Consider the following 26,151-nt stretch of genomic DNA (forward strand, 5'->3'; position numbering starts at 1 on the left):
CGTGTCTGTATGTGGCGCCACGGGCAATTCATCCGGTCGTTGTGACGATATGACTGAGCGGTTCACCGGCCGCGAAACGGCGCAGCTGGTCGCGCAGCAGCCGCTTCGCGCGGGGCAGGAAGGCCGACGACGGACCGCCCACGTGCGGGGTGATGAGCACTCCTGGAGCGTGCCACAGCGGATGCCCGGCGGGCAGCGGTTCGGGGTCGGTCACATCCAGCGCGGCCCGCAGCCGGCCCGTCTCCAACTCCGCGAGCAGCGCCTTGGTGTCCACCACCGGACCGCGCGCGACGTTCACCAGCAGCGCGCCGTCCTTCATCCGGGCCAGGAAGTCTGCCCCGGCCAGGCCGCGAGTGACAGGGGTGAGCGGCATGACGAGCACCACCACATCTGCTTCCGGAAGCAGTCGGGGCAGGTCGTCGATCGGGTGCACCGGACCGCGCTCGGTCGTGCGCGGGGAGCGCGCGACGCGTAGCACCCGCTCGCACTCAAAGGGCACAAGCCGGTCCTCGATCGCACTGCCGATGGACCCGTAGCCGACGATCAGTACGGACTTGTCCGCGAGCGCGGGACGGAAGCCCTGGCTCCACCGCCCGGCGTCCTGGGCGCGCACAAAGCCGGGGATGCCGCGCAGCGAGGCGAGTATGAGGGTCAGTGCCAGCTCGGCGGTGCTTGCGTCGTGCACCCCGCGCGCGTTGCACAGCCGCACGCCGGGGGGCATATCCGCGAGCACGGGTTGCACATGGTCTATGCCGGCGGTCAGGGTCTGCACGACGCGCAGGTTCGTCATGGCGGGCAGCGGCCGCACGCCCTCCTTGTTCTTCATGTACGGCAGGCAGTAGAACGCGCAGCGGGCGGGGTCGGTGGGGTAGTCGGACTCGCCGTCCCACTGCGCGTATTCCAGGCCGTGGGGGAGCCCTTCGATCTCGTCCGCGGGGAAGGGCAGCCACGCGAGGGGGCGCGGGGTGTCGGAGAGCGGGGTGTTGAGGAGCGGGTTGTCGGGGTTGTCGCTGTGATCTGCGCTCATGCCTGGAGGCTATGCGATCACGGCGCGCACTCAGACGTTAGTTTGGTGCGGGAAACGGGAGGGGTCAGGCCAGGTGGAGCGCAGGAGAATTGGAGCGGGGGCGCTCGAGGTGGGCGCGATAGGCCTCGGGTGCATGCCCATGAGCTGGGCGTACACCGCTTCGCAGCGCAGCGGCGAGGGCTCGGTGCGCGCCGTACACGCCGCGCTCGACGCGGGCGCGAGCCTGCTGGACACCGCCGACATGTACGGGCCGTTCACCAACGAGCGGCTGGTGGGGCGGGTACTCAAGGAGCGGCGCCAGGACGCCTTCGTGTCCACCAAGTGCGGGCTGCTGGTGGGCGAGGCACACATCGTCGCCAACGGCCGCCCCGGATATGTGAAGCGGGCCTGCGACGCCTCGCTGCGCCGGCTGCAGACCGACGTCATCGACCTGTACCAGCTGCACCGGGCCGACCCGGAGGTGCCGATAGAGGAGACCTGGGGCGCGATGGCGGAGCTGGTCGCGGCGGGAAAGGTGCGGGCGCTGGGGCTGTGCGCGCTGGGGGCGCGGGCACAGCGGCGGGCCGGCGCCGGGATGCACGACGCCACGGTGCGCCAGCTGGAGCGGGTGCAACAGGTCTTTCCGATCAGCTGTGTGCAGGCGGAGCTGTCGGTGTGGTCGCCGGAGGCGCTGGAAGCGCTGGTGCCGTGGTGCGCCTCGCGCGGGGTGGGGTTCCTGGCCGCGATGCCGCTGGGGAACGGTTTTCTGAGCGGGACCCTGACACCGGGGCAGGGCTTCGAGCCGGACGACGTACGGGCCAGACATCCCCGCTTCACGGCGGAGATGATGGCGGCGAACCAGCCGATCGTGGCCGGGCTGCGCCGGGTGGCGCGGCGGTACGGGGACTCGGTCACGGCGGCGCAGGTCGCGCTCGCGTGGCTGCTGGGGCAGGGGCGGCATGTGGTGCCGGTGCCGGGTACCAAGCGGGAGCGGTGGGCGGCGGAGAACTGCGCGGCCGCCGAACTGCGGCTGACCGACGAGGACTTCGCGGAGATAGCGGCGCTGCCGCCGGCCCAGGGGTCGTGGGACTAAGGGTGGTGGGACCAGGCGTGTTGGGACCAAAGGTGTTGGGACCAGGGGTGGCGGCTCGTGTGACGGGGACTTTGGTGGCGGGAACCGGCGGCGGGGCTGCGGTGTATAAGAATCAGTGCCGTGCCAAGGCACATGTGCCCACGGAGAGGAACCGAAGGTGCGACGTCCTGGTGTGACCCCTGTGCTCGCCTCCGCTGCCGCGTTGCTGCTCGCGGCGGGCTGCTCGTCCGGTGATGGCGGGGCGAGCCCCTTCGATCGCCCCACACGCGCGTCCGGCCCCACAAAACCCGGGTCCGACGGCGATTCCCCGTCCTCGGGGAAGCCTTCCTCCTCTCCCTCTTCCTCTGCCCCGGCCGCCCCCAGCAAGGGCACGGCGAAGGTGGTGCGCACGCTCACCACCAAGTTGGACTCGCCATGGGGGCTGGCCACGCTGCCCGACGGAAACCTGCTGGTCTCCTCACGGGACACGGGCAAGATCTTCAAGGTCGACGCGGCCAGCGGGCAGAAGACGGAGGTGGGCTCGGTCCCGGGCGTCTCCCCCGGCGGCGAGGGCGGGCTGCTGGGCCTGGCGCTCTCCCCCGACTACGGGGCGAATCCGATGGTGTACGCGTACTTCACCACCGCGTCGGACAACCGCATCGCCCGCATGTCGTACGACGACAAGCGCCCCACCGGCTCCCAGCTCGGCGCCCCGGACACGGTCTTCAAGGGCATCCCCAAGGGCGCGATTCACAACGGCGGCCGGATCGCCTTCGGCCCCGACAAGATGCTCTATGCGGGCACGGGCGAGAGCGGCGACCGCGGGCTCGCCCAGGACCTGGACTCGCTCGGAGGCAAGGTTCTGCGGATGACCCCGGAGGGCGAGCCCGCACATGGCAATCCCCAGGCCGACTCGGTGGTCTATTCCTATGGCCACCGCAATGTGCAGGGCCTTGCCTGGGACATGGACAAGCGGCTGTGGGCCTCCGAGTTCGGGCAGGACACCTGGGACGAGCTCAATTTGATCCGGCCCGGCAAGAACTACGGCTGGCCCGAGGCCGAGGGCAAGGCCGGCAAGGAGGGGTTCGTCGACCCGGTCGAGCAGTGGAAGCCTAAGGACGCCTCGCCCAGCGGCATCGCGTACGCCAAGGGCTCGATCTGGATGGCGGGGCTGCGCGGGGAGCGGCTGTGGCGCATCCCCCTGGACGGCACTCGGCCCGCGGGGAAACCGCAGTCGTTCTTGGACGGGAAGTACGGGCGGCTGCGGTCGGTGGTGGCGACGGACGACGGCGGGCTGTGGGTGACGACCAGCAACACGGACGGGCGCGGGAAGCCGGGGAAGGAGGACGACCGGATTCTGAAGCTGGAGATCTCCTGACGGGAAGGTCCACTGACGGGAAGGTGCTCCGCTGACGGGGAGGTGGTCTCCTGACGGGCCCGGGGAGATCACTGGGGCGGCGCTTAGACTGGCGGGAGTCGCTAGCCCTTGGGGGTCGCCGTGTTCAACATCATCGAGGAACTGTTCTCGCCGGGCCGTAGGAACACCGAGGAAGAGCGCAACCGGCTGGAGTTGACCGTGGACGACGTGGGCGACGGCGACAAGCCGTGGCGGGGGCCGATCGATCTGGACTCCGGCCGGGTGGTCGTCCGACCCCGCCAGGGCTGACTCCGCCTCCCCCAGGCCTGACCACAGCCCCGCCAGGGCTGACCTCAGCCCCCGCTGGACCTGATCCCGGCCCCGGCCTGAGCCCGGCCAGAGCTCAGCCGCCACCCCCGGCACCCTCCCCCGGGAGCGGGTCGGCGCCCGACAGGCTCAGCGTGCCATCACCTCGTCCGCCAGGTCGTCCACCAGCCGCAACCGGTGTGCCACCGCCGCCGCCTCGCCACGGCCCGACACCTCCAGCTTGGCCAGGATGTTGGAGACATGCACGCTCGCCGTCTTCGGTGAGATGAACAGTTCCTCGGCGATCTGGCGGTTGCTGCGCCCCAGGGCCACCAGCCGCAGCACATCGCGCTCACGAGGGGTGAGCCCCAGGGCCTCGGCAGGGTCGGTGGGCTCGGCGGCGGGATTCGGGGGACGGCTGGTGCGGTGGGCGGCGAGCGGGGTGGGCGTGGGGTCGGGGGTCAGCGACAGCCGGGCGCGGCGGGCCAGAAGTTCGATCCCCTCGCGCAGCGGGCGCGCCTCCAGCCGGGCCGCCGTGGTGTGTGCCGCCGCCAGCGGCTCGGCGACCCGCTCGCGGGCCGCGCCGGAGCTCAGCAGCGCCTCCGCCCAGCGGAAGCGGGCCCAGGCCAGGGGGTGCGGGCGGTCCAGCCGCTGGAGGGCGGCCACAGCGGCCGCCCAACGGTCGGCGTCGTCGTGGCCCTCGGCGCGCGCCAGTTCGGCGTCCAGCAGCAGGCCGTAGGCCTGCCACACCGGCACCGGCTGCGCCACCCGCTTGGCGGCCGCCCGGATCCGGGCCAGGGTCTCGGCCCGGCCTGGCTCGGCCGCGGGCAGGCCGCGGGCGTCCGCCTCGGCCGTGGCGGCGGCCACCAGCAGCGGCCAGGTGTAGCGCTGCATACCGGCCCGGAAGCCGTCCACCAGGGCCTGGCCGAGAAGCGCGCGGACCTCCAGGATCCGGCCGCGGGCCGCCGCGAGGTCGAGCAAGAGGTGGGCCAGCGGGATGGTGAACTGGGGCTCGCCGATGAGCTTCTGCTGCTCCTTGGCCACCGCCAGCTCGCGCTCCGCGGTATCCCAGTCGCCCCGGGCCAGCGCCAGCCGGGAGAACCGGTTCACCGCCATGCGGCTCGCCTTGTTGCCGATCGCCAGGCGCCGGGTGGCGGCCGCGGCCTCCGCCGCCTCGGCCCAGCGGCCCAGCGACAACAGCGACTCGGCCATGTTGCCGAACACCCAGGCCAGGGAGTCGGTCAGCCCGAAGTGGTCCAGCATCCGCAGACCCTTCTCCGCGACCTCGACCGCCTCGGCCGACCGGCCAAGACCCTCGAGCCCGGAGGTCAGATTCACGAAGCAGCGCCCCACGATGCTGACGTCGTCCATCTCGATGGCGACTTCGCAGACCTCCCGCATCTGGGCGAGGCCGGCCTCCACGTCCCCGGACTCGGCCATGAAGTAGCCCAGCGTGAGCCGCGCGTGCAGCTCGGTGCTGCGGGCGCCGACCAGCCGGGCCAGCTCCACGGCCCGCTCGGCCACGGCGAAGCCTTCCGGCCCCGGACGGCGGACCATGTTCCAGCCGGCCGCCTGGGCCAGCACATCGGCGTGCACGGCGGACGGCGGCAGGCCGCGCACCAGTTCCTGGGCCCGGCTGAGCTCGGCCCAGCCGTCGCCCCGCCCCAAAGACCCCACCAGCTTGGAACTCTGGGTCCAGAACCAGGCGGCCCGCAGCGGGTCGCCGCTCTCGTCCAGCGCGCGCAGCGCCCGCCGGGTGACGGCCAGCGCCCGCTCCCGCTGCCCGGACCTGCTCGCCGCCACCACCACCTCGGCCAGCAGGTCCAGATGGCGCAGCGCCTCGTCGTCGCAGTTGCACGCCGGGTACGCCTCGGCGTAGTCGAGGGGGCGCTGCGCCCGGCGTATCTCCTCGGGGACGTCCTCCCACAGCTCCATGGCGCGCTCCAGCAGCCGCAGCTGCTCCGCGTGCGCGTACCGCCGGCGGGCCTCGACGGAGGCCCGCAACACGGCGGGCAGGGCCTTGCCGGGGTCGTGCGCGTGGTACCAGTAGCTGGCCAGCCGGGCGGCGCGCTCATCGGCCCGCACCAGCGCGGGCTCGGCCTCCAGCGCCTCCGCGTAGCGCCGGTTGATGCGGGAGCGCTCGCCGGGCAGCAGATCGTCGGCCACCGCCTCGCGGACGAGGGCGTGGCGGAAGCGATAGCCGCTGTCGTCGCCGCTGGGCCGCAGGATGTTGGCGCCGACGGCGGCGCGCAGGGCGTCGATGAGGTCGTCCTCGCCGAGCCGGGCAACCGCGCGCAGCAGTTCGTACTCCACGGTGGAGCCGCCCTCGGCGAGGATGCGCACCACCCGCTGGGCGTCCTCGGGCAGCGCCTCGACCCGCACCAGCAGCAGGTCGCGCAGTGATTCGCTGAGCCCCGTGGCACAGCCCTCGCTGATGCTGCGGGCGATCTCCTCGACGAAGAAGGCGTTTCCGTCGCTGCGCTCGAAGATGCGGTCGACCAGCGCCCGGTCGGGCCGGGCGCCGTAGATCCCCGCTATCTGGGCGCGGACCTCGGAGCGGTTGAAGCGGGGCAGCTCGATGCGGCGCACCGCCCGCATCCGGTCGATCTCTGCGAGGAAGGGGCGCAGCGGGTGGCGGCGGTGGATGTCGTCGGAGCGGTAGGTGACGACGACCAGCAGCCGGGCGCTGATCAGGGAGCGGAAGAGATAGCCGAGCAGCTCGCGGGTGGAGCGGTCGGCCCAGTGCAGGTCCTCGACCACGACGACCAGCGTCCGGTCGGCGGCCAGCCGCTCCAGCAGTCGGACGGTGAGCTCGAAGAGCCGGGCGCGGCTGTCCTCCTCGCGCGACTCGCGGGCCGTCTCGCCGAGTTCGGGCAGCAGCCGGGCCAGCTCGCCCTCCTGCCCGGCGACAGCCCGGTCCAGCTCGTCCCCCAGCTTGCGGCGCAGCGAGCGCAGCACGGTGGACACGGGGGCGAACGGCAGGCCGTCGACGCCGATTTCCACACACCCGCCGACCGCGGCGACGACCCCGGCGGCGCCGGCCCCGGTCAGGAACTCGTCCACGAGCCGGCTCTTGCCGACCCCCGCCTCCCCTCCGACGAGCAACACCTGCGGCTCGCCCGCGGTGGCGCGGGCGAGCGCGTCGGTGAGAGTGGACAGTTCCTCGGCACGGCCGACGAACACCGGGCTGACTGACGTGTGGTGCACGCCGTCGAGGATCGCACAGGGGTCCGACAGCGGGATACGGGCGTGAGCTGTGACCTGTTCCTGAGCGGTGCCCACGACGTGGACGATGTCGCGAACCCCCGCGGTGTGCGATACGGGCAGCACGGCGCGGCCCGGCTGTCAGGCCGCGGTGCCGTACACCCGCGACGAACGGCGGCCGCCGTCCCGCCGGTTCGTGGTCTTCACCCGCCTCCCGGGTTCGTCGACAGCGGATCGGTCCCTGCCCTCGCGCCGGGCCTGGCGGGCCAGCCGGTACGCGGCGGCCTCGCTCAGCGCCTCGGCCTCGCGGATCTTGTAGAGCTCGTGGTGGAACATCGTGTTCTCCTCGGTGGCGGGTTCCCGCCGGTGACGGGGTTTTCAACGTCCCTCCACTCTCGTCCGCAAGGGGGATCCACCACATCGGGAGAGTGCCCGATCTCCGCCCGCACCGGGGCCTTAGGCCTCCTGGGCCCCGCCCGCCGCAGGGGCCTTAGAACGGCGCTCGGGCCTTAGGCCCGGGGCCAGCGCCAGTGTGACCGCGACGGACGCCGCCGCCATGACGGCCATCGCGGTCGCGGGCGAGGTGTGCTGGGCGACGGCGCCCGCGCAGGCGGCTCCGACGCCCTGCATGGTGAGCATGCCCGAGAAGTGCAGCCCGAGCGCGTGCCCGCTCAGCTCCTCGGGGGTCAGGGCCATCAGCCGCTCCTGGAGCAGCAGGCTCGCCGCGAAGCCGACCGAGGCGAGGGTGACCGCCGCCGCCGCGAGCGGCAGCGCCGGGTGCAGGGCGAAGACCAGGTACGGGGCGGCGAGCAGCAGACGCAGCGGGGCGCCGAGCCGCTCCCGCCACCGGGGCGGTACGAACCGGCCGGTCAGGATGTCGCCGACGAGCATGCCGAGGGAGGCGCAGGCCAGCAGCAGCCCTGCGTGCCGGGGCGCGTAGGGGACGAAGAGGGACTCGCAGCCGACGATCAGCCCGTTGGGCACCCACAGTGCGAGATAGACGTAGCGGCGCGGCACGGAGGACCACAGCCGGGCGTTGTCGCGCCAGGTCGCGGCGATGGACGGCCGCCCGGCGGCGCGCGGCGCCCGCCGGCTGAGCCCGAGGCGGGCGACGGCCGCGGCGGCGAGGTGGAGAGCGGCGGCGGTGAGCAGGGTGCCGCGCGGCGACAGGGCCGCCACCAGCACGCCGCCGACCGCGTATCCGAAGATCTGCGTGGTGCCCACGGACATGTTGAGCACGGAGCGGCCGAGCAGGTAGCCCTCCCGCGTCAGGATCTCGTTGAGCAGCCCGGAACGCACCCCGCCGCCCAGCGAGGCCATCACCCCGAGGACCAGGAGGACCGCGAAGACGGCCGGCACCGGCAGGCCGGGGACGGCCTGGACGGCAGTGCCCAGGGCGAAGAACAGCGACAGGCCGCATATCGCCGCGCGCGGCGGCAGCCGGTCGGCGGCCGACAGCAGCACCGCCGCGCCGAGCACCTGGGCCAGGCTGGGGCCGAACATGCTGAGGGCGGAGAGCAGCGGCGAGCCGGTCGCCGCGTAGACCAGCGTGCCCAGGGCCAGTCCGCTCACCGTCGAGGCGGCCACCTGCAGGGTGCCGGCGAGGAAGAGCGGCGTGAACTCCGGTACGGCGAAGATCTCTCGGTAGGTGCGCATGGCCGGGAGTCTCAACGGTCCCCGCCCGGGGGCGTTACAGTTTCGCGCGGACGCGAAACGATGGGCTGACGATGGGCTGGTGGCTGGTCAACGCGGACACGCTCGCCGGGAGCCGGTTCGTCGTCTCGCCGCTCGCCGAGGCCACCGCGGGCCTGATCTCCCTGGAGCGGGGCGTGGCCGAGCACCCGGGCGAGCGCGCCTGGCTCGACGCCCATCTGCCCGCCTACCGGGCGCGGCTGGCCGGCGACCCGCTCACCGCGCTGACCGTACGGGCCGCTCTGGGGCGCCGCTGGATCGCGGACTTCCTCACCCCCACGCCCGCCGGCGAGGGCGAGCCGGGCTTCGAGGAGGAGCTGGCGCGGGTCCGCGAGACCCCGCCGGAAACCGCCCGCGCCGACCTGACCGTGTCGCTGCGCGGTCCGCTCCCCGGCCCGCTGCACCGCTCCGATCTCGCCGAGCGCACCGCCGATGTCCTGGAGTGGGTGTGGACCGAGACGGTGCTGCCCACCTGGCCCCGGCGTCGGCGGATCCTCGAGGCGGATGTGGTGGCGCGTACGGCGCGGCTGAGCCAGGGCGGCTGGGCCGCCGTGCTGAACGCCATGCGGCCGGGGATGCGGTGGCTCGGGGAGAGCCGACTGCAGATCAACCCGTACGACCATCCGCCGCGGGAGATCGCGGGGGCGCGGCTGCTGTTCGTCCCGGTGACCCCGTACCACGGCTGGGTCTCCTGGGACGCTCCGCATCGATACGCGGTGGTCTACCCCTGTTCGGGCGCGCTGGCCGAGGCGGACCGGGCCTCGGTGCCCGAGTCCCTGGGCAGGCTGCTCGGCCCGGCCCGGGCGGCCGTCCTCGTCCTGCTCGACACCCCGAAGAGCACGACCCAACTCGTCGCGCTGACCGGCCAGGGGCTGGGGTCGGTGGGCCGCCATCTCAAGATCCTGCTCGATGCCCGCCTGGTGCGGCGGCGGCGCGCCGGGCGGTCCGTGCTCTACTACCGGGCGGCCGCGGGCGAGGTGCTGGTGACGGCCGCCCAGGCGAAGGGCGGGTGAACCACAAAAGCAGCAAAAGCAGCAAAAGCAGCAAGAGGCGCAAAAGGAGGGTGGCCTCAGCGTGCGGGCGCCCGTACGGCTTCCGCGTCCTCGGGCGTGTACTGCCCGGGCAGCACGGCCGGTCCGCCCGCCGCGCGCTCGCGCGGCGCCTCGATGCTGATCCTCGGCAGCCACCGGTCCAGCCGGCGCGGCAGCCACCAGTTGGCCCCGCCCAGCAGGTGCATGAGGGCGGGCACCAGAAGCGTACGGAGGACGAAGGCGTCCAGGGCGACGGCGGCGGCCAGGCCGATACCGAACATCGCGATGATCCGGTCGCCGCTCAGCACGAAGGCCGAGAAGACGGCGATCATGATGACGGCGGCGGAGTTGATGACCCGGCTGGTCTCGGCGAGGCCGACCCGCACCGCGACGCGGTTGTCGCGGGTGCGCCGCCACTCCTCGTACATCCGGCTGACCAGGAAGACCTGATAGTCCATGGACAGCCCGAAGAGCACCGACACCATGATCACCGGCAGGAACGGCTCGATCGGACCGGCTCGGCCGAGCCCCAGCAGCTCGCTCCCCCAGCCCCATTGGAAGACGGCGACGACGACCCCGAAGGACGCGGCGACGGCGGCCACGTTCATGACCGCCGCCTTGGCCGGGATGCCGATGCTGCGGAACGCGAGCAGCAGGAGGACGCTGCCGAGGCCCACGACCACCCCCACGAACAGCGGCAGCTTTCCGACGATCACCGTCGCGAAGTCGTCGTAGCCCGCGGTCAGCCCGCCGACGTACACCCTGAGCGAGGTGGCCTCCGCGGCCCTCGGCAGCACCGTGTGGCGCAGCCGGGCCACCAGCTCGGAGGTGGCGCGCGACTGCGGGGCGGTCTTGGGAACCACCGTGATCAGCGCCGTGTGGCCGCTGGTGCTCAGGTCGGACCCGCTCACCGAGGCGACGCCCTCGATGCCGCGCAGGGTCTCGGGGAGCTTGCCGAAGGCGAGCCGGTCGGCGGCGCCGTCGATCCGGCCGACGAGCGTCAGCGGACCGTTGAAACCCGGCCCGAAGCCCTCGGCGAGCAGGTCGTAGGCGCGCCGGGTCGTCGCGGAGGCCGGGTCGTTGCCCTGGTCGGAGGTGCCCAGGCGGAGCGAGAGCGTGGGCAGCGCGAGGACCAGCATCAGCATGACCGCGAGGGCGCCGAGCAGCTTCGGGCGCCGTTCGACCAGGGCCGACCAGCGGGCCGCGAACCCCCCGCGGACCCTGGTCCGCGGCCCGTGCTCCGCCAGCCGGCGCCGCTCGCACCGACTCAGGGCGCGGGTGCCGATCAGCCCGAGCAGCGCGGGCAGCAGGGTGACCGAGGCGGCGACGGTGAGCAGGACGGTCAGCGCGGCCGCGACCGCCACCCCGTTCAGGAAGCTCAGCCGCAGCACCAGCATCCCCAGCAGCGCCACGCACACGGTCGCCCCGGCGAAGATCACCGCGCGCCCCGAGGTGGCCACCGCGCGCCGGGCGGCCACCTCGACCGGCAGCCCCTCCTTGAGCCCCCGGCGGTGCCGGGTGACGATGAACAGCGCGTAGTCGATGCCCACGCCGAGCCCGATCAGCGTGCCGAGCATGGGCGCGAAGTCGGCGACGGTCATGGCGTGGCCGAGCAGCCCGACGCCCGCGTACGCGGTGCCCACGCCGACCACCGCCGTGGCGATCGGCAGCAGCGCCGCCGCGAGCGAGCCGAAGGCGAGGAACAGGACGACGGCGGCCGCGGCGACCCCGATGACCTCGCTGAGGTGGGCCGGGCCCCTCCCCTGGGCCGCGCCGATGCCCGCGCCGCCCATCTCCACCTCGAGCCCGTCGGCCGCCGCGGCGCGGGCGGTGTCGACCACCTCGCGCACCTGGGCCGCGCCGAGTTCGGAGGCGGGCCGGTCGAAGACGACGGTGGCGTAGGCGGTGTGCCCGTCGGCGCTGATCCGGGTCGTGTCCGGGGCGGTGGCCGTGTTGTCGGCGCGGTACGGTCCGGCGACGGAGACGACGCCGGGCAGCTTCCCCACCCGCTCGAGCGCCGCCGTCATGCGCTGCCGTACGTCCACCGCGCGTACCGTTCCCGCGCCGCGCGCCGTGTGCCAGACGATCGTGTCGCTGTCCCCGGCCTGGGCCGGGAACTCCCGCTCCAGCAGCGCGGAGACCCGCGCCGAGTCCGTACCCGGGATGCCGTAGTCGTTCGAGTACGCGGACCCGGTGACCGCGGCCGCGACGGATACGCCCGCGAAGGCGGCCAGCCACAGCGCGATGACGACGAAGCGGCACCTGAGGCACCACCGGGCGAGTGCGGCCATGGCCTGCTTTCCACATATCGCGCCGGGCTCGGGGCGGGGGGAACGGCCGGGCCCGTGGCGGCGCACGCACTGATGAACGTGTGAGGGACCGCCACACGTCCTGGACCTGGACCGGCGGCGAAGACTCCCCCTGCACTCTGACAGCCGAAAGAGATCCTTTGTCCCCTTTGTGGACTTCCCCACACCGCTTCCGCGTGATTCAGCGGCCGCTGACCAGCGCCTCGCCCACGCTCGTGCGCGCGTAGAGCACCACCCGCCCGGTGCGGTGCGCGTTCACCAGGCCCGCCGCGCGCAGCGCCGTCAGGTGCTGGGAGACGCCGCCCGGCGAAAGGCCGATGCGGCGGGCGAGGTCCGTGGTGGAGGCGGGGGCGGCCAGTTCGGCCAGCAGCAGGGCGCGGGTGCGGCCGAGCACGCCGGCCAGGGCGTCGGAGCACGGCTGGGGACGCTGCTCCCACAGGGTGCCGATGCCGCGCGGCGGATAGCGCAGATTGGGCTGCCAGTCGTCGCTGCCGAGGGTGGAGAAGATCCGCGGCCAGACGAACGCCGAGGGGACGAGCAGCAGGCCCCGTCCGTCCAGCCGCCGTACCCCGCCAACGCAGCGATGGGCCATCTGCAAGGTGCCCGAGTCCCAGGTGAGCTGCGGGTCCAGGTCCGCGAAGAGGCGCCGGGCGCCGCCTTCCGCGAAGTGCTTGGCCCGGTGCAGGATGTCGCTCTCGAACAGGGTGAGGATGCGCGGCCAGTACGGCGCGAGCGCCACCTCCCAGTACGCGGCGATCACCTCCGCCAGCCGGTCGAGACCGCGCCTCGGGTCCTCGCGGAGCGCGGCGACACCCGCCCGCGCCCCCGGTGTCGTGGTCACCAGCAGGTCGGTCGGCGTGGCACGCAACGCCGCCAGTTCCACCTCGAGCGAGGGCTGCGGAGTGGTGGGCGGCGGCACGAGGAAGGCGGGGACGCCCGCGGTGGGCACGGCGATCAGGCGGGACAGCGGCGCCAGGTCCAGCTTCGCGGCCGCGAGCAGCGGTCGTACCTGTTCGGTCCACCGCCGGTGCATACCGTGCTCATCGGCGCCCTTGAGGACACGCACGCTGGCCACCACCTCCCACAGCGGGGAGACGGCGAAGCGGGTACGGGCCACGTCCTCGGCCGAGAACTCGATCTCCAGCGTGTCGCCCGCGGCCCGCGGCTCGTGCCTCATTCAGCCCAGGCTAAATCATTGGTACACAAGCGGCGGCGCCCGGCACCGTACCGGTCATGCCCACGGAATCCCCCTGGCGGCTGCGCGACTTCCGGACGCTGTTCACAGCCACGGCGCTCAGCCAGCTCGGCACCAACATCGGCTATGTCGCCATCCCGCTGATCGCGGTGTCCGCCCTCGACGCGAGCCCCGGCCAGGTCGGGCTCTTGGCCACGCTGAGCACCGTCGCGTTCCTCGTCATCGGCCTGCCCGCCGGGGCCTGGGTGGACCGGATGCGCCACCGCGGTGTGCTGATCGCCGCGGATCTGACGCGGGCCGTTCTGTTCGCGTCCGTGCCGGTGGCCTGGTCGATGGACGCCCTCACGCTCCGCCAGCTGTACGCCGTCGTTCTGTTGAACGGCTGCGCCACGGTCTTCTTCGACGTGGGTTCGCAGAGTTTTCTGCCGCGGCTGGTCGGCCGCGACGGGCTGGTGGAGGCGAACGCCGCGGTGGTGAGCCTCCAGGCAGCGGGCAATGTGGCGGGCAGAGGCGCGGGCGGCGCGCTCGTACAGCTGCTCACGGCGCCGCTGGCCGTGGTGAGCGTGGGGGCGTGCTACCTCGCCTCGGCGCTCCGGCTCACCGGCATCCGGCGTGCGCCGACGCCGTCAACCGGCCCCGGCCGGCGGCCCGCCCGGCTGGGGGCGCGGATCGCCGAGGGGCTGGGTCACGTCCTGCGCGACCGGGAACTGCGCGCCCTCGCGCTCACCGCGTCCCTCACCAACCTCGGCACGCAGATCATCAACACCCTGCTCCCGGTTCTGTTCACCCGCGAACTCGGCCTGTCCGCCGGTGTGCTGGGCGGGTACTGGGCGGTGGGCGGCGTCGGCATCCTCCTCGGCGCGCGCTGTGCCCGTCCTGCCGCCCGGCGGCTGGGCTACGGTCGCGCCCTCTCCCTGGCCGGCGTCTGCCTGGCGCCCACCGCGCTGCTCATCCCGCTCATCGGCCGGGGCCCCTGGATCTGGACGGCCGGGGCGGGATGGCTGCTGGCCACGTTCAAGATCGGCCTCGACAACGTCCTGGGCGTCAGCCTGCGCCAGCGCCTGACACCCGACCCGCTCCTCGGCCGCATGAACGCCACCTTCCGTTTCATGCTCACCGGGGCGATCGCCGTCGGCTCCGCCGCGGCGGGTCTGATCGGTCAGTTCGCCGGAGTGCGCCCCGCGCTGTGGGTGGGCGGCTGCCTGCTGGCGCTCGCCTTTCTGCCCGTCTTCCTCTCCCCGGTGCGCACTCGCCGGGAACTGCCACAACAGGCGGGCCTTCCCCCGCATCCCGATTCCCGCCCCCTTGTGAAGGAGCAACATGTTCGCGATATCTCTGGGTGACGACGGTGCCGAACTGCGGCCGCTGGAGCCGTGGAACGCCGAGGAATACCTCGCCCATATCGACCGGAGCCGCGAGTACATCAGCCCCTACGTCGCGCTGCCCGACCGCGCCACCGACCTGACGTCCGCGCGGGCCTTCCTCCAGTCGTACGCCGACAAGGCGGCCGCCGACAGCGGGCGCCTCTACGGCATCTGGCTCGACGGCACGCTCGTCGGCGGTGTCCTCTTCAAGTCCTTCGACGCGCGTTTCGGCACCTGCGAGGTCGGCTGCTGGCTGGAGCAGGCGGTCGTCGGACGTGGGCTGATCACGCGCGCGATCCGGGTGCTCATCGACTGGGCGGTCGAGGTGCGCGGGATCCACCGCGTGGAGTGGATCGCGGCCGCCACGAACACCGCGAGCATCAAGGTCGCCGAGCGGCTCGGGATGGTGCGGGACGGAGTGCTGCGGCAGAGCTATCCGCACCGGGGCGTACGCCGCGACATGGAGGTCTGGTCGGTGCTGGCGCCGGAATGGCGCATTCAGCAAGAGGCGATTGCTACGCGGAAATCACTTGATGCCCGAATAGGATTCGCGAACGAGATGCCCGAACAAGGTGCCCGCGCCATACGACCGGTAGGAAACGGGAAAGGAGCCCGTTGACCGCAGCCGCGCCACGCGCGCCGGGAAAGGAACCCGCACACGCATGAGCACGCCCTCCCCCGTCGGCCGCCGCCCGCGCATCGGCATCGGCGGCGTTTCCGCCCCCTCCAGCACCTTCAGCCCGCACCGCACCCGATACGACGACTTCCGCGTCCTTCGCGGCGTCGAGCTGCGGGACTGTTGTTTCTGGGCCCGGCCGGACGGCGAGCTGAGCGGCCTGGTGGAGTGGGTGCCGCTGCTCCACGCCGACGCCCCGCCGGGCGGGCCGGTCGAGCCGGAGGCGTACCGCCGCCTCAAGACCGAGCTGGTGGACCGCGCGCGGCAGGCGGGCCCCCTCGACGGCCTCGTCTACGACATCCACGGCGCGATGAGCGTGGTCGGCCTGGACGACGCCGAGGCCGATCTGACCGACGCGGTACGGGAGGCCCTCGGCCCCGGCGCGCTGATCTCCGCCGCGATGGACCCGCACGGCAACGTCTCGCGCCGGCTCGCCGGCCGGCTGGACCTGATCACCGCGCACCGCCTCGCCCCGCGCCAGGACGCCGGTCAGACCCGCGAGCGCGCCGCCCGCAAGCTCGTCGAACGCCTCGTCGCGGGCAAGGGCCGCCCGCACCTGGCCTGGGTGCAGGTGCCCGTCCTGCTGCCCGGCGAGCGGACCAGCCCCCGCCTGGAGCCCGCCACGTCGCTGTACGGGCGGCTGGGCTCCATCGAGGAGCTGGACGGCATCGTGGACGCGGCGGTCTGGGCCGGCTGCCCCTGGGCCGACGAGCCGCGCTGCAAGGCGGCCGTCGTCGTCACCGGCGACGACCCCGTCCTCGCCGTCGAACAGGCCCGCTCGCTGGCCAAGGAGTACTGGGACCTGCGCCGCGACTTCGTCTTCGCCGCCCCCGCCGGCGACGCCGACACGTGCATCCAGGCAGCCGTCGCCTCCGCCGCCCGCCCCTTCCTCATCAGCGACTCCGGCGACAACCCGGCGGCGGGCGGCACGGGGAACCTCCCGTACATGCTGCGGCGGCTGCTGGCCAACGAGGACCTGGCCACCGGCCGCGCCACCGCGCTGCACCCCGGCATCACCGATCCGGCGGCCGTCGCGCGATGCTTCGCCGCGGGCGTCGGCGCGACGGTGCGGCTGTCGGTCGGTGGCACGTACGGCCCGCGCGCCGCGGGGCACGGCGCTCCGTACGACCCGGACGAGCCGTACGAGTTCACCGGTGATGTCGTGGCCCTCCGCGAGGCCGACGAGGTCGGCGGCGACGTGGCCGCCGTGCGCCGCGGCGGGGTGACCGCGGTCCTGGTCAGCCGCCGCAAGCCGTTCCGTACCCGCGCGGACTTCGGCGAGCTGGACCCGCGCGCATACGACCTGCTCGTCGTGAAGGCGGGCTGTCCGGAGCCGGAGTTGTACGACCTGGCGGCCGACTGGCGCCTGGCCCTCACCCCGGGCGGCGTCGACCAGGACCTGCCACGCCTGGGCCACCACCGGGTGGACCGCCCACTGTTCCCCTTCGACCCGGACATGCCGGCCCCGGACCTCACGCCGGAGCTGCTGTAGCCGCGCCGGTCACGCGAAACGCACGCGGCGGGATGCGCCTGGCACCCCGCCGCGTGCGTCCGTCGCGAACCGCTCGGCCCCGGGCTCAGCCCTGGACGCCCAGCTTCTCCAGGATCAGCTCGCGCACGCGCGCCGCGTCGGCCTGGCCGCGGGTGGCCTTCATGACCGCGCCCACCAGCGCGCCCGCCGCCGCGACCTTGCCGCCGCGGATCTTGTCGGCGATGGCCGCGTTGCCCGCGATGGCCTCGTCGACGGCGGCGCCGAGGGCGCCCTCGTCCGAGACGATCTGCAGGCCGCGGGCCTGGACGACCGCGTCCGGGTCGCCCTCGCCCGCCAGCACGCCCTCGATGACCTGGCGCGCCAGCTTGTCGTTGAGCGAGCCCTCGGCGACCAGCGCGCATACGCGCGCGACCTGGGCCGGGGTGATCGGCAGGGACGCGAGGTCCACGCCGTCCTCGTTGGCCCGGCGGGCCAGCTCGCCCATCCACCACTTGCGCGCCGACGCGGCGTCCGCGCCCGCGTCGATCGTGGCGGTGATCAGGTCGATCGCGCCCGCGTTGAGAACGGACCGCATCTCGTGTCCGGAGATGCCCCACTCCTCGCGCAGCCGGTTGCGGCGCACCCGCGGCAGCTCCGGCAGCCCGGCCCGCAGCTTCTCCACCCACTCGCGGGACGGGGCGACCGGCACCAGGTCCGGCTCGGGGAAGTAGCGGTAGTCCTCCGCCTCCTCCTTGACCCGGCCGGGCGTCGTGGAGCCGTCCTCCTCGTGGAAGTGACGGGTCTCCTGGATCACGGTGCCGCCGTCGCCGAGCACAGCGGCCTGGCGCTGGATCTCGAAGCGGGCCGCGCGCTCGACGGAGCGCAGCGAGTTGACGTTCTTGGTCTCGGAGCGGGTGCCGAACTTTTCGACGCCGTGCGGCCGCAGCGACAGGTTCACATCGCAGCGCATCTGGCCCATCTCCATGCGTGCCTCGGAGACCCCGAGCGCCTTGATGAGCTCGCGCAGCTCCGCGACGTACGCCTTGGCGACCTCCGGGGCCCGGTCCCCGGCTCCCACGATCGGCTTGGTGACGATCTCGATGAGCGGGATGCCGGCCCGGTTGTAGTCGAGGAGGGAGTGCTGGGCGCCGTGGATACGGCCCGTCGCGCCGCCCACGTGGGTGGACTTGCCGGTGTCCTCCTCCATGTGGGCGCGCTCGATCTCGACCCGGAAGACCTCGCCGCCGTCGATCTCGACGTCCAGATAGCCGTTGAAGGCGATCGGCTCGTCGTACTGCGAGGTCTGGAAGTTCTTCGGCATGTCCGGATAGAAGTAGTTCTTCCGGGCGAAGCGGCACCATTCGGCGATCTCGCAGTTCAGCGCGAGTCCGATCTTGATGGCGGACTCGACGCCGGTCTCGTTGACGACCGGGAGCGAGCCGGGCAGGCCGAGGCAGGTGGGGCAGGTCTGCGCGTTGGTCTCGGCGCCCAGCGCCGTGGAGCAGCCGCAGAACATCTTGGTCGTGGTGCCGAGCTCGACGTGGACCTCGAGCCCCATCACGGGGTCGTAGGCGGCGAGGGCGTCCTCGTACGACACCAGTTCAGTGACGGTCACAGAAAACTAACCTCTCAGTCCGCCAGGACGTCGTCGTCGCCCATGCGCTTGAGCTCTCGGACGAGCAGAGCGACGGTGGTGACGATCGCGGCGGCCGAGACCACCGCGTCGACCAGCTGCAGCTTGTCGTTCTCGGATCGGGCCTTCTTGACCTGCTTGGCCACGCTCACCGCGCCGAAGAGCGCGGAGCCGATGGACAGGTAGGTGCCGGGCTTGGACTTCTTGAAGCTCTTGGCCTTCTTCAAAGCGCTCATAGTGACTGTGCCTCCTCAAGCAGCGGGTGGCCCCACCTGTCGACGAACGCGGCCTCGACCGCGGCACCGACCTTGTAGAGCCGGTCGTCGGCCATGGCGGGAGCGATGATCTGCAGGCCGACCGGCAGACCGTCCTCCGGCGCCAGGCCGCAGGGCAGGGACATGGCCGCGTTCCCCGCGAGGTTCGCCGGAATCGTGCACAGGTCGGCCAGATACATCGCCATCGGGTCGTCTGCGCGCTCGCCGATCGGGAAGGCGGTGGTCGGGGTGGTCGGCGAGACCAACACGTCCACCTGCTCGAAGGCGCGCTGGAAGTCCTGGGTGATCAGGGTCCGGACCTTCTGCGCGGAGCCGTAGTACGCGTCGTAGTAGCCGGAGCTGAGCGCGTAGGTGCCCAGCATGATCCGGCGCTTGACCTCGGCGCCGAAGCCTTCCGCGCGGGTGAGCGCGGTGACCTCCTCGGCGGACCTCGAGCCGTCGTCGCCGGCCCGCAGGCCGTAGCGCAGACCGTCGAAGCGGGCCAGGTTGGACGAGCACTCGGACGGCGCGATCAGGTAGTACGCGGCCAGGGCCTTGTCGAAGGACGGGCAGGACAGCTCCACGACCTCGGCGCCGAGCTCGCGCAGCAGCTCCACCGACTCGTTGAAGCGCTGCACGACGCCGGCCTGGTAGCCCTCGCCGCCGAACTCCTTCACCACACCGATGCGCATGCCGCGCACGCTGCCGTTGCGGGCGGCCTCGACGACCGACGGGACCGGGGCGTCGATGGAGGTGGAGTCCAGCGGGTCGTGCCCGGCGATGACCTCGTGCAGCAGCGCCGCGTCCAGCACGGTCCTGGCGCACGGGCCGCCCTGGTCCAGGGACGAGGAGAAGGCCACCATGCCGTAGCGCGACACCCCGCCGTAGGTCGGCTTGACGCCGACCGTGCCGGTCACGGCGGCGGGCTGGCGGATCGAGCCGCCGGTGTCGGTACCGATCGCGAGCGCGGCCTGGAAGGAGGCCAGCGAGGCGGAGGAACCGCCGCCGGAGCCGCCGGGGATGCGGGTGAGGTCCCAGGGGTTGTTGGTGGGGCCGAACGCGCTGTTCTCCGTCGACGACCCCATGGCGAACTCGTCCATGTTGGTCTTGCCGAGGATCACCACGTCCGCGTCCTTCAGGCGGGTGACCAGCGTCGCGTCGTAGGGCGGGATCCACCCTTCGAGGATCTTGGAACCGACCGTGGTCGGGATCCCCTTGGTGGTGAAGATGTCCTTCAGCGCGAGCGGAACGCCGGCCAGCGGGCCGAGCTCCTCGCCGCGGGCGCGCTTGTCGTCCACGGCGCGGGCCTGCGCCAGCGCGCCCTCGCGGTCCACGTGCAGGAAGGCGTGCACCTTCTCGTCGACGGCCTCGATACGGGCCAGGTGCGCCTCGGTCACCTCGACGGCGGTGACCTCGCCGGCGGCGATCTTCCCGGCGATGCCGGAGGCGGTGAGCTTGGTCAGGTCAGCCATGCGGGTCACTCCTCCCCCAGGATCTGCGGCACCTTGAATCGCTGCTGCTCCTGGGCGGGGGCGCCGGACAGCGCCTCCTGCGGGGTCAGCGACGGACGGACCACGTCCGGGCGCATGACATTGGTCAGCGGCAGCGGGTGGGAGGTCGGCGGTACGTCTTGGTCGGCGACCTCGGAGACGCGGGCGACCGCGCCAATGATGTCGTCGAGCTGTCCGGCGAAGTGCTCGAGCTCTTCGTCCTTCAGCTCCAGACGCGCCAGCCGGGCGAGGTGGGCGACCTCCTCGCGCGTGATGCCAGGCATGCAGCGATCCTCAGGGTGAGTTCAGTGTGGAGAGTTTTCGCCCCAATCCTATGGCTCCGGCCACGCTGCGGGCGAAACGCTTTCCCCAGCCCGTCGCGGAGGTGCGCCCCCGAGGAATTCCGGCCCGGCTAGGTGACCGGTTGGTCCGCGTCCTCTTCGGCCGGGGCGGCTGTGGCGGTGGCCGGGGCGGCCGTGGCGGCGGCCGGGGTCGGGGCGGGGGGCGGGGCGGGGGTTGTGGTGGGTGCCGGGGCGGGGTCCTCGCGGTGCCAGCCGCGTTCGCCGCGGGCCCGGAGCCACGCCGTCGTCTCGTCGGGCGGCATCGCCGCCGCGACCAGCCAGCCCTGCACCGCGTCGCAGCCCAGGTCCCGCAGCCGCTCCCACGTCTCGTCGTCCTCGACGCCCTCCGCCACCACCAGCAGCCCCAGCGAGTGGGCGAGGTCGACCGTGCAGCGGACGATCTCCGCGTCCTCGTTGTCCACGGCCAGCCGGGCCACGAACGACCGGTCGATCTTGAGCTCGCTCACCGGCAGCCGCCGCAGGTGGACCAGCGAGGAGTAGCCCGTGCCGAAGTCGTCGAGGGACATTCGCACGCCGTGCCCCGTGAGGCTGGCCAGCGTGTCGGCGGCCCGCTGCGGGTCCTCCAGCAGGACGTGCTCGGTGATCTCCAGCTGGAGCGCGCCCGCCGGGACGCCGTGGCGGGCCAGCCGGCCGGCGACCGCGCCGGCGAAGCCGGGGGTGTGCACATCGCGCGGCGAGACGTTGACCGCGACGGGTACGTCCAGGCCGCCGGCGCGCCATCGGGCGACCTGGCCGAGCGCGGTCTCCAGGACGTACTCGGTCAGCCGGGGCATCAGCCCGGAGCTCTCGGCCATGGAGATGAACTCGTCCGGGGGCACCCGCCCCCGGTCGGGATGGACCCATCGGACGAGCGCCTCCAGGCCGGCGACATGTCCGTCGAAGCCGACCTTGGGCTGGTAGTGGAGCTCGACGTCGCCCGCGTCCAGCGCCCGCCGCAGATCGCCGAGCAGGCCGAGCCGGTCGGGGGTGTTGCCGTCGCGCCGGGCCTCGTACAGCTCGACGCCGCTGCGGTCGCGCTTGGCCTGGTACATGGCGACGTCCGCGCGGCGCAGCAGCCCCTCCGCGTCGAGCGCGTGGTCGGGGTAGACGGCGACGCCGGCACTGGCCTCCAGGACCAGGGTGAGCCCGTCCAGGTCCAGCGGCGAGCCGAGGTCGCCGACCAGGCTGCGGGCCGCCCGCTGGGCGCTGGTCAGCGAGTCGGTGGTGGGCAGCAACACCGCGAACTCGTCGCCGCCGAGCCGCGCCACCTCCGCCCCGCGCGGCAGCGCGAGCCGCAGCCGGTCCGCGATCTGCAGCAGCAGCCGGTCGCCCGCCAGATGGCCCAGGGTGTCGTTGACCGAGCGGAAGCGGTCGAGGTCGAGCAGGACCAGGGCGCTGCGCGTGCCGCTCCGCTCGGCCTCGTCCAGCGCGGTCCAGGTGCGCTCGAGCAGCCACTGGCGGTTGGGCAGTCCGGTGAGCGGGTCGCGCAGCTGCTCCTCGGCGCGCACCCGGGCGATCCACAGCGTGGAGTCGAGGGCGATCAGCGGCACAGCGAACAGCGGGAGCAGCAGGGGCATCTCGTCGGCGACGACGACGATGAGCGGGGCGATGCCGAGCAGCGCGATGCCGACGAGGGCCTGCCGGACGAGGGCGGTGCGGGCGAGGGTGGGCAGTCCGGCGCCGGGCGGGGCGAGGGAGTACCAGAGCAGGGCACGGGTCACCGCGAGATAGCCGAAGGCGGCCAGGGCCGTCTGGGGGATGGCGGACATCTCCCAGCTGGCCGGCCGCCAGGGGCTCTCGACGGTGGGGACGGTGCCGAAGGCGGCGAGGGTCAGGGCGGCCGTGCCGACGCCGAGGATGTCGACCGCGCCGTGCAGCGCCGCCTGCCGCCAGCGGTGCCGCCGGGCGGCGCCGACCAGGACGACGACGGCGAGGCTGACCAGCCCGGCCGGGAGCCAGCCGAACAGCAGCAGCGCGGCCAGGGTTAACGCGGCGCCGGATCCGGTGCCGCCCCACCAGCGGTCGCGGCCCAGGGCGACCAGATGGCCGACGATGATTCCGGTGAGCGCGGCGAGGGACCAGCCCACCGTGCCGTCGGGAAAGAGCGCATGGCCCGCGTCGAGCACCCGGAATACCCCGATGCCGAGTGCGAAAGCGGCCATCGCGACCGCCGCGGCGGGCAGCGCGGGCAGTACGAGCCGGCGCAGCCGCGACGCCGGGGCGGCGCTTTCGGTCGGTTTCATACCCGTCCCTCTCACAGCCGGCGGTGCCAGCGCCACGGCAGGCGCACACCATCAACAGTAGGCGGCAGATGGCTTTGCCGGGCGGCGATCGGCGACGGTTGCCCGAATGCCGCCCGACGATCCATAACCATCTGGTATGCGCTGTAAGGGTGATGCCCGCTCGCTATGCCCGGGAAGTGCTCCCGGTCGTATTCCGGCCAGGTTGGACCGGAACCCGCTCGGTACTCCACCGGACAGTTCGGCTGGACGGGTGATGAGGAGTCATCCGGATGACCGCCGTTGACTCCGTTGACTCCGTACTACTCAGCAGGCGTCACTACTCAGCAGGCGTCATCGCGGCCTCTCTCGCGGCCTCGGGCCCCTGTTCGAGCAGGACCGCAAATCCATCCTCAGCGAGCACGGGAACCTTCAACTGCATGGCTTTGTCGTACTTCGATCCTGGATTGTCGCCGACAACAACAAAATCGGTCTTCTTCGAAACGGAACCCGCGACTTTGGCACCACGGTTCTGCAGCGCCTCCTTCGCCCCGTCCCGCGTGTGCGATTGCAGAGTGCCCGTGACCACGACGGTGAGCCCTTCGAGCGGCCGCGGCCCCTCGTCCTCGGCCGCCTCCTCCTCCAGCAGCACCCCGGCCCGGCGCCACTTCTCCACGATCTCGCGGTGCCAGTCCTCGGCGAACCACTGCTTGACCGAGGCCGCGATGGTGGGCCCCACGCCCTCCACCGCGGCCAGTGCCTCCTCACTCGCCTCGGCGATCCGGTCCAGCGAGCGGAACTCACGGGCCAGCGCTGCCGCCGCGACCGGTCCGACATGACGGATCGAAAGGCCGGTGATGATACGGGCCAGCGGGCGCTGCTTGGCCGCCTCGATGTTGGCCAGCATGGCGAGGGTGTTCTTCTTCGGCTCGCCCTTCTGGTTGGCGAAGAAGGTGACGACTTTCTCCTCGCCGGTCTTGGGGTCGCGCTTGGGCAGTCCGCTGTCCGGGTCCAGTACGTACGACGTGATGGGCAGCAGCTGTTCGACCTTCAGATCGAACAGATCACCCTCGTCCCTCAGCGGCGGTTCGGCGGGGTCCAGCGGCTGGGTGAGCGCCCCGGCGGCGACATAGCCGAAATTCTCGATGTCCAGGCACTTGCGGCCCGCGAGGTAGTAGACCCGCTCGCGGATCTGGGCCTGGCAGTATCGGGCGTTGGGGCAGCGCAGATCGACATCGCCCTCCTTCATCGGCTGCAGCGGAGTGCCGCACTCCGGGCACTCGGCGGGCATCACGAACTCCCGCTCGCCGCCGTCCCGCAGATCGACGACCGGCCCCACAATTTCCGGAATGACATCGCCCGCTTTACGCAGCACCACGGTGTCGCCGATCAGCACGCCTTTGGCCTTGACGACGTCCTGATTGTGCAGGGTCGCGAATTCGACTTCCGAGCCCGCCACCGTGACCGGCTCGACCACGGCGAACGGCGTGACCCGCCCGGTGCGCCCGACGCCGACCCGGATGTCGACCAGCTTGGTGTTGACCTCCTCCGGCGGGAACTTCCAGGCGATGGCCCAGCGCGGCGCCCGCGAGGTGGAGCCGAGCCGCCCCTGCAGGGGGATCTCGTCGAGCTTGACGACGACGCCGTCGATCTCGTGCTCCAGCGAATGCCGCCGCTTGGGGTCCCCGTAGTACGCGATGTACTCGCGCACGCCGTCGAGCGAATCCAGGACCTTGTAGTGAGCGGCGGTCGGCAGCCCCCACTCGTGCAGCAACTCGTACGCCTGCGACTGCCGGTCGATGGCGAGGCCCGCGCGCGCGCCGATGCCATGGACCACCATGCGCAGCGGACGGCTCGCGGTGACCTTGGGGTCCTTCTGGCGCAGCGAGCCCGCCGCCGCGTTCCTCGGATTGGCGAACGGCGGCTTTCCGGCCTCCACCAGCCGCGCGTTCAGCTCCTCGAAGCGCTCCCCGGGGAAGTAGACCTCGCCGCGGACCTCCACCAGCTCAGGGATGCGGTCGCCCTTGAGGCGGTCGGGGATCACCGAGATCGTCCGCACATTGGGCGTGATGTCCTCGCCGGTGCGGCCGTCACCGCGGGTGGCGGCACGGGTCAGCCGTCCCCGCTCATACGTCAGATTGACCGCGAGGCCGTCCACCTTGAGCTCGCACAGGAAGTGATACGGGGTGGTCCCCAACTCCTTGGCGATGCGCTCGGCCCAGGCGGCCAGCTCCTCGCCGTCGAAGGCGTTGTCCAGGCTGAGCATGCGCTCGCGGTGCTGGACTTCCGTGAACTCGGTCTCGTACGCCCCCGCGACCTTCTGGGTCGGCGAGTCGGGCGTCCTGAGCTCCGGGTATTCCTCCTCCAGCGCCTCCAGCTCGCGCAGCAGGAGGTCGAATTGGGCGTCGCTGATGATCGGGGCGTCCTTGACGTAGTACCGGAAGCGGTGCTCCTCGACCTGCTCAGCGAGCTTGGCGTGCTTGTCCCGTGCCTCGGCGGGCACTGTCGACTGCTGTTCGCCGGCCACCGTGTCGTCCTCCCGTTACTCAGGGTTGTCCGCGAGTGATCTCGCCGCCCGGACGCAGTGGGCCAGCGCGGCGCGCGCGTACGCCGGCGAGGCGCCCGCGAGGCCGCATGCCGGGGTGACCACCACCGACTCGGCGAGAGTCCCCGGTGACAGCCCCAGCCTGCGCCACAGCGTCCTGACACCCATGACGCTACCCGCAGGGTCTGACAATGGGGTGTCGGTGCCCGGCACCGCGCCGACGAACAGCGAGGTGCCGCCCTCGACGGCCTCCCCGATCGCCTCCTCCTCACTCTCCGTGAGCAAGGAGAAGTCGAAGGACACCCCGGCGGCCCCGGCCCTCCGCAGCAGCCCGAAGGGCACGCCGGGCGCGCAGGAGTGGACGACCACCGGCCCGTCCGCCACCGCGATCACATCCCGCAGCGCTCCTTCCAGCACGCCCCGGTCCACCGCGGCGTAAGTGCGGTAGCCGCTGGCCGTACGGACCCGCCCGCGCGCCACCGCCATCAGGCCCGGCTCGTCGAGCTGCAGCACCACCTCGGCCCCGGGCACCCTGCGCCGCACCTCCTCCAGATGGGCGCGCAGCCCCTCCACGAGTGAGGCCGTCAGGTCCCGGCAGGCGCCCGCGTCGTTCAGCGCGGCCTCTCCGCCCCGCAGTTCGAGCCCGGCGGCCAGGGTCCAGGGCCCGACGGCCGACACCTTGAGCGCGCCCTGGTAGCCCTGAGTGAACTCCTCCAGGGCGTCCAGGTCCTCCCTCAGCCAGGAGCGCGCCCGCCTAGTGTCACGCCCGGGTCGGTCGCTGATCCGCCAGCCGCTCGGCTCCACATGCGCGTACACCTCGACCAGCATCCCGGCGGTCCGCCCGATCATGTCCGCGCCGGGCCCGCGCGCGGGCAGTTCCGGCAGGTACGGCAAGGCCTCCAGCGACCCGGTGACGGTCTTGGCGGCCTCCCGCGCGTCGCCGCCCGGCATCGACCCGACGCCGGTCGCGGCCCCTGCGCCCCAGC

Annotated in this window: 19 protein-coding genes and 1 pseudogene; 7 read left to right on the top strand and 13 right to left on the bottom strand. The window is 72.7% G+C overall.

Annotation, left to right across the window (positions count from 1 at the left end):
• Positions 1–28 precede the first annotated feature (28 nt).
• The gene (locus PV419_RS28705) at positions 29–1,027 is read right to left on the bottom strand and encodes a 2-hydroxyacid dehydrogenase (protein ID WP_319693864.1); all 999 of its coding nucleotides are present in this window, start codon (positions 1,025–1,027) and stop codon (positions 29–31) included.
• Positions 1,028–1,100: 73 nt separating this feature from the next.
• Here PV419_RS28705 and PV419_RS28710 point away from each other — a divergent pair, with 73 nt between their 5' ends.
• From PV419_RS28710 to PV419_RS28720, 3 genes are all read left to right on the top strand, one after another.
• The gene (locus tag PV419_RS28710) at positions 1,101–2,099 is read left to right on the top strand and encodes an aldo/keto reductase (RefSeq protein ID WP_319693866.1); all 999 of its coding nucleotides are present in this window, start codon (positions 1,101–1,103) and stop codon (positions 2,097–2,099) included.
• A gap of 157 nt (positions 2,100–2,256) precedes the next feature.
• A complete protein-coding gene (locus PV419_RS28715) occupies positions 2,257–3,456 on the top strand; it encodes a PQQ-dependent sugar dehydrogenase (protein WP_319693868.1) in 1,200 nt (399 codons plus the stop codon).
• Positions 3,457–3,564: 108 nt separating this feature from the next.
• Entirely contained in the window at positions 3,565–3,744 is a 180-nt protein-coding gene (locus tag PV419_RS28720) for a DUF6191 domain-containing protein (protein WP_319693869.1), read from the top strand.
• 147 nt (positions 3,745–3,891) lie between these two features.
• Here the strand turns inward: PV419_RS28720 and PV419_RS28725 are convergent, their stop codons facing one another.
• The 3 genes from PV419_RS28725 to PV419_RS28735 all read right to left on the bottom strand — a co-directional run bounded on the left by PV419_RS28725 (position 3,892) and on the right by PV419_RS28735 (position 8,601).
• Positions 3,892–6,960 (bottom strand): helix-turn-helix transcriptional regulator, encoded by a 3,069-nt coding sequence (locus PV419_RS28725; RefSeq protein ID WP_415925397.1) that lies wholly within the window; start codon positions 6,958–6,960, stop codon positions 3,892–3,894.
• A 126-nt stretch (positions 6,961–7,086) separates the two neighbouring features.
• Positions 7,087–7,281: a hypothetical protein gene (locus tag PV419_RS28730; protein WP_319693871.1), complete on the bottom strand. Its 195-nt coding sequence runs from the start codon at positions 7,279–7,281 to the stop codon at positions 7,087–7,089.
• A 120-nt stretch (positions 7,282–7,401) separates the two neighbouring features.
• A complete protein-coding gene (locus tag PV419_RS28735) occupies positions 7,402–8,601 on the bottom strand; it encodes an MFS transporter (RefSeq protein WP_319693872.1) in 1,200 nt (399 codons plus the stop codon).
• Positions 8,602–8,672: 71 nt separating this feature from the next.
• On the opposite strand from PV419_RS28735, the gene PV419_RS28740 reads away from it, so the two are divergent.
• Positions 8,673–9,650, top strand: coding sequence for an ArsR family transcriptional regulator (locus PV419_RS28740; RefSeq protein ID WP_319693874.1), 978 nt, complete (start codon positions 8,673–8,675; stop codon positions 9,648–9,650).
• A gap of 56 nt (positions 9,651–9,706) precedes the next feature.
• Here PV419_RS28740 and PV419_RS28745 read toward each other — a convergent pair whose 3' ends face one another.
• A complete protein-coding gene (locus PV419_RS28745; RefSeq protein ID WP_319693876.1) occupies positions 9,707–11,959 on the bottom strand; it encodes an MMPL family transporter in 2,253 nt (750 codons plus the stop codon).
• Positions 11,960–12,158: 199 nt separating this feature from the next.
• Positions 12,159–13,154 carry a winged helix-turn-helix domain-containing protein gene (locus PV419_RS28750; RefSeq protein ID WP_319693877.1) on the bottom strand — a complete coding sequence of 332 codons (996 nt, stop codon included), beginning with the start codon at positions 13,152–13,154 and terminating at the stop codon, positions 12,159–12,161.
• A 56-nt stretch (positions 13,155–13,210) separates the two neighbouring features.
• Here PV419_RS28750 and PV419_RS28755 point away from each other — a divergent pair, with 56 nt between their 5' ends.
• The 3 genes and pseudogenes from PV419_RS28755 to PV419_RS28765 all read left to right on the top strand — a co-directional run bounded on the left by PV419_RS28755 (position 13,211) and on the right by PV419_RS28765 (position 16,704).
• Complete coding sequence (locus PV419_RS28755; protein WP_319693880.1) at positions 13,211–14,515, top strand: MFS transporter; 1,305 nt, start codon at positions 13,211–13,213, stop codon at positions 14,513–14,515.
• Positions 14,493–15,032: pseudogene (locus PV419_RS28760) on the top strand (GNAT family N-acetyltransferase); the annotation flags it as partial. The gene PV419_RS28755 and the pseudogene PV419_RS28760, both read left to right, overlap by 23 nt.
• A gap of 166 nt (positions 15,033–15,198) precedes the next feature.
• Positions 15,199–16,704, top strand: coding sequence for a M81 family metallopeptidase (locus PV419_RS28765; protein ID WP_319693882.1), 1,506 nt, complete (start codon positions 15,199–15,201; stop codon positions 16,702–16,704).
• Positions 16,705–16,789: 85 nt separating this feature from the next.
• On the opposite strand, the gene gatB is transcribed toward PV419_RS28765, so the two are convergent.
• From gatB to PV419_RS28800, 7 genes are all read right to left on the bottom strand, one after another.
• The gene (gene gatB / locus PV419_RS28770; protein ID WP_319693884.1) at positions 16,790–18,298 is read right to left on the bottom strand and encodes an Asp-tRNA(Asn)/Glu-tRNA(Gln) amidotransferase subunit GatB; all 1,509 of its coding nucleotides are present in this window, start codon (positions 18,296–18,298) and stop codon (positions 16,790–16,792) included.
• A 14-nt stretch (positions 18,299–18,312) separates the two neighbouring features.
• Positions 18,313–18,552 (bottom strand): hypothetical protein, encoded by a 240-nt coding sequence (locus tag PV419_RS28775; protein ID WP_319693886.1) that lies wholly within the window; start codon positions 18,550–18,552, stop codon positions 18,313–18,315.
• On the bottom strand, positions 18,549–20,042 hold the full coding sequence (gene gatA / locus PV419_RS28780; protein ID WP_319693888.1) for an Asp-tRNA(Asn)/Glu-tRNA(Gln) amidotransferase subunit GatA: 1,494 nt from the start codon (positions 20,040–20,042) through the stop codon (positions 18,549–18,551). Before gatA ends, PV419_RS28775 begins: the two co-directional genes overlap by 4 nt.
• A gap of 5 nt (positions 20,043–20,047) precedes the next feature.
• Entirely contained in the window at positions 20,048–20,344 is a 297-nt protein-coding gene (gene gatC, locus PV419_RS28785; RefSeq protein WP_319693890.1) for an Asp-tRNA(Asn)/Glu-tRNA(Gln) amidotransferase subunit GatC, read from the bottom strand.
• Positions 20,345–20,472: 128 nt separating this feature from the next.
• Positions 20,473–22,644 (bottom strand): bifunctional diguanylate cyclase/phosphodiesterase, encoded by a 2,172-nt coding sequence (locus PV419_RS28790; RefSeq protein WP_319693891.1) that lies wholly within the window; start codon positions 22,642–22,644, stop codon positions 20,473–20,475.
• Between the two features lie 316 nt (positions 22,645–22,960).
• Positions 22,961–25,147: an NAD-dependent DNA ligase LigA gene (gene ligA, locus PV419_RS28795; RefSeq protein WP_319693893.1), complete on the bottom strand. Its 2,187-nt coding sequence runs from the start codon at positions 25,145–25,147 to the stop codon at positions 22,961–22,963.
• A 15-nt stretch (positions 25,148–25,162) separates the two neighbouring features.
• Positions 25,163–26,116, bottom strand: coding sequence for a methionine synthase (locus PV419_RS28800; RefSeq protein ID WP_415925398.1), 954 nt, complete (start codon positions 26,114–26,116; stop codon positions 25,163–25,165).
• Between the last annotated feature and the right edge of the window lie 35 nt (positions 26,117–26,151).

Origin of the sequence: Streptomyces sp. ME19-01-6 (genome assembly GCF_033793745.1) — a bacterium.
Classification (GTDB): Bacteria; Actinomycetota; Actinomycetes; order Streptomycetales; family Streptomycetaceae; genus Streptomyces.

What these genes read in the sequence shown, in the direction of transcription:
- PV419_RS28705 (WP_319693864.1), bottom strand. Translation starts at nt 1,027, where the DNA reads ATGAGCGCAGATCACAGCGACAACCCCGACAACCCGCTCCTCAACACC.
- PV419_RS28750 (WP_319693877.1), bottom strand. Translation starts at nt 13,154, where the DNA reads ATGAGGCACGAGCCGCGGGCCGCGGGCGACACGCTGGAGATCGAGTTC.
- gatA (WP_319693888.1), bottom strand. Translation starts at nt 20,042, where the DNA reads ATGGCTGACCTGACCAAGCTCACCGCCTCCGGCATCGCCGGGAAGATC.
- PV419_RS28775 (WP_319693886.1), bottom strand. Translation starts at nt 18,552, where the DNA reads ATGAGCGCTTTGAAGAAGGCCAAGAGCTTCAAGAAGTCCAAGCCCGGC.
- PV419_RS28740 (WP_319693874.1), top strand. Translation starts at nt 8,673, where the DNA reads ATGGGCTGGTGGCTGGTCAACGCGGACACGCTCGCCGGGAGCCGGTTC.
- PV419_RS28765 (WP_319693882.1), top strand. Translation starts at nt 15,199, where the DNA reads ATGAGCACGCCCTCCCCCGTCGGCCGCCGCCCGCGCATCGGCATCGGC.
- gatC (WP_319693890.1), bottom strand. Translation starts at nt 20,344, where the DNA reads ATGCCTGGCATCACGCGCGAGGAGGTCGCCCACCTCGCCCGGCTGGCG.
- PV419_RS28730 (WP_319693871.1), bottom strand. Translation starts at nt 7,281, where the DNA reads ATGTTCCACCACGAGCTCTACAAGATCCGCGAGGCCGAGGCGCTGAGC.
- PV419_RS28800 (WP_415925398.1), bottom strand. Translation starts at nt 26,116, where the DNA reads ATGCCGGGCGGCGACGCGCGGGAGGCCGCCAAGACCGTCACCGGGTCG.
- PV419_RS28755 (WP_319693880.1), top strand. Translation starts at nt 13,211, where the DNA reads ATGCCCACGGAATCCCCCTGGCGGCTGCGCGACTTCCGGACGCTGTTC.
- PV419_RS28735 (WP_319693872.1), bottom strand. Translation starts at nt 8,601, where the DNA reads ATGCGCACCTACCGAGAGATCTTCGCCGTACCGGAGTTCACGCCGCTC.
- PV419_RS28790 (WP_319693891.1), bottom strand. Translation starts at nt 22,644, where the DNA reads ATGAAACCGACCGAAAGCGCCGCCCCGGCGTCGCGGCTGCGCCGGCTC.
- PV419_RS28745 (WP_319693876.1), bottom strand. Translation starts at nt 11,959, where the DNA reads ATGGCCGCACTCGCCCGGTGGTGCCTCAGGTGCCGCTTCGTCGTCATC.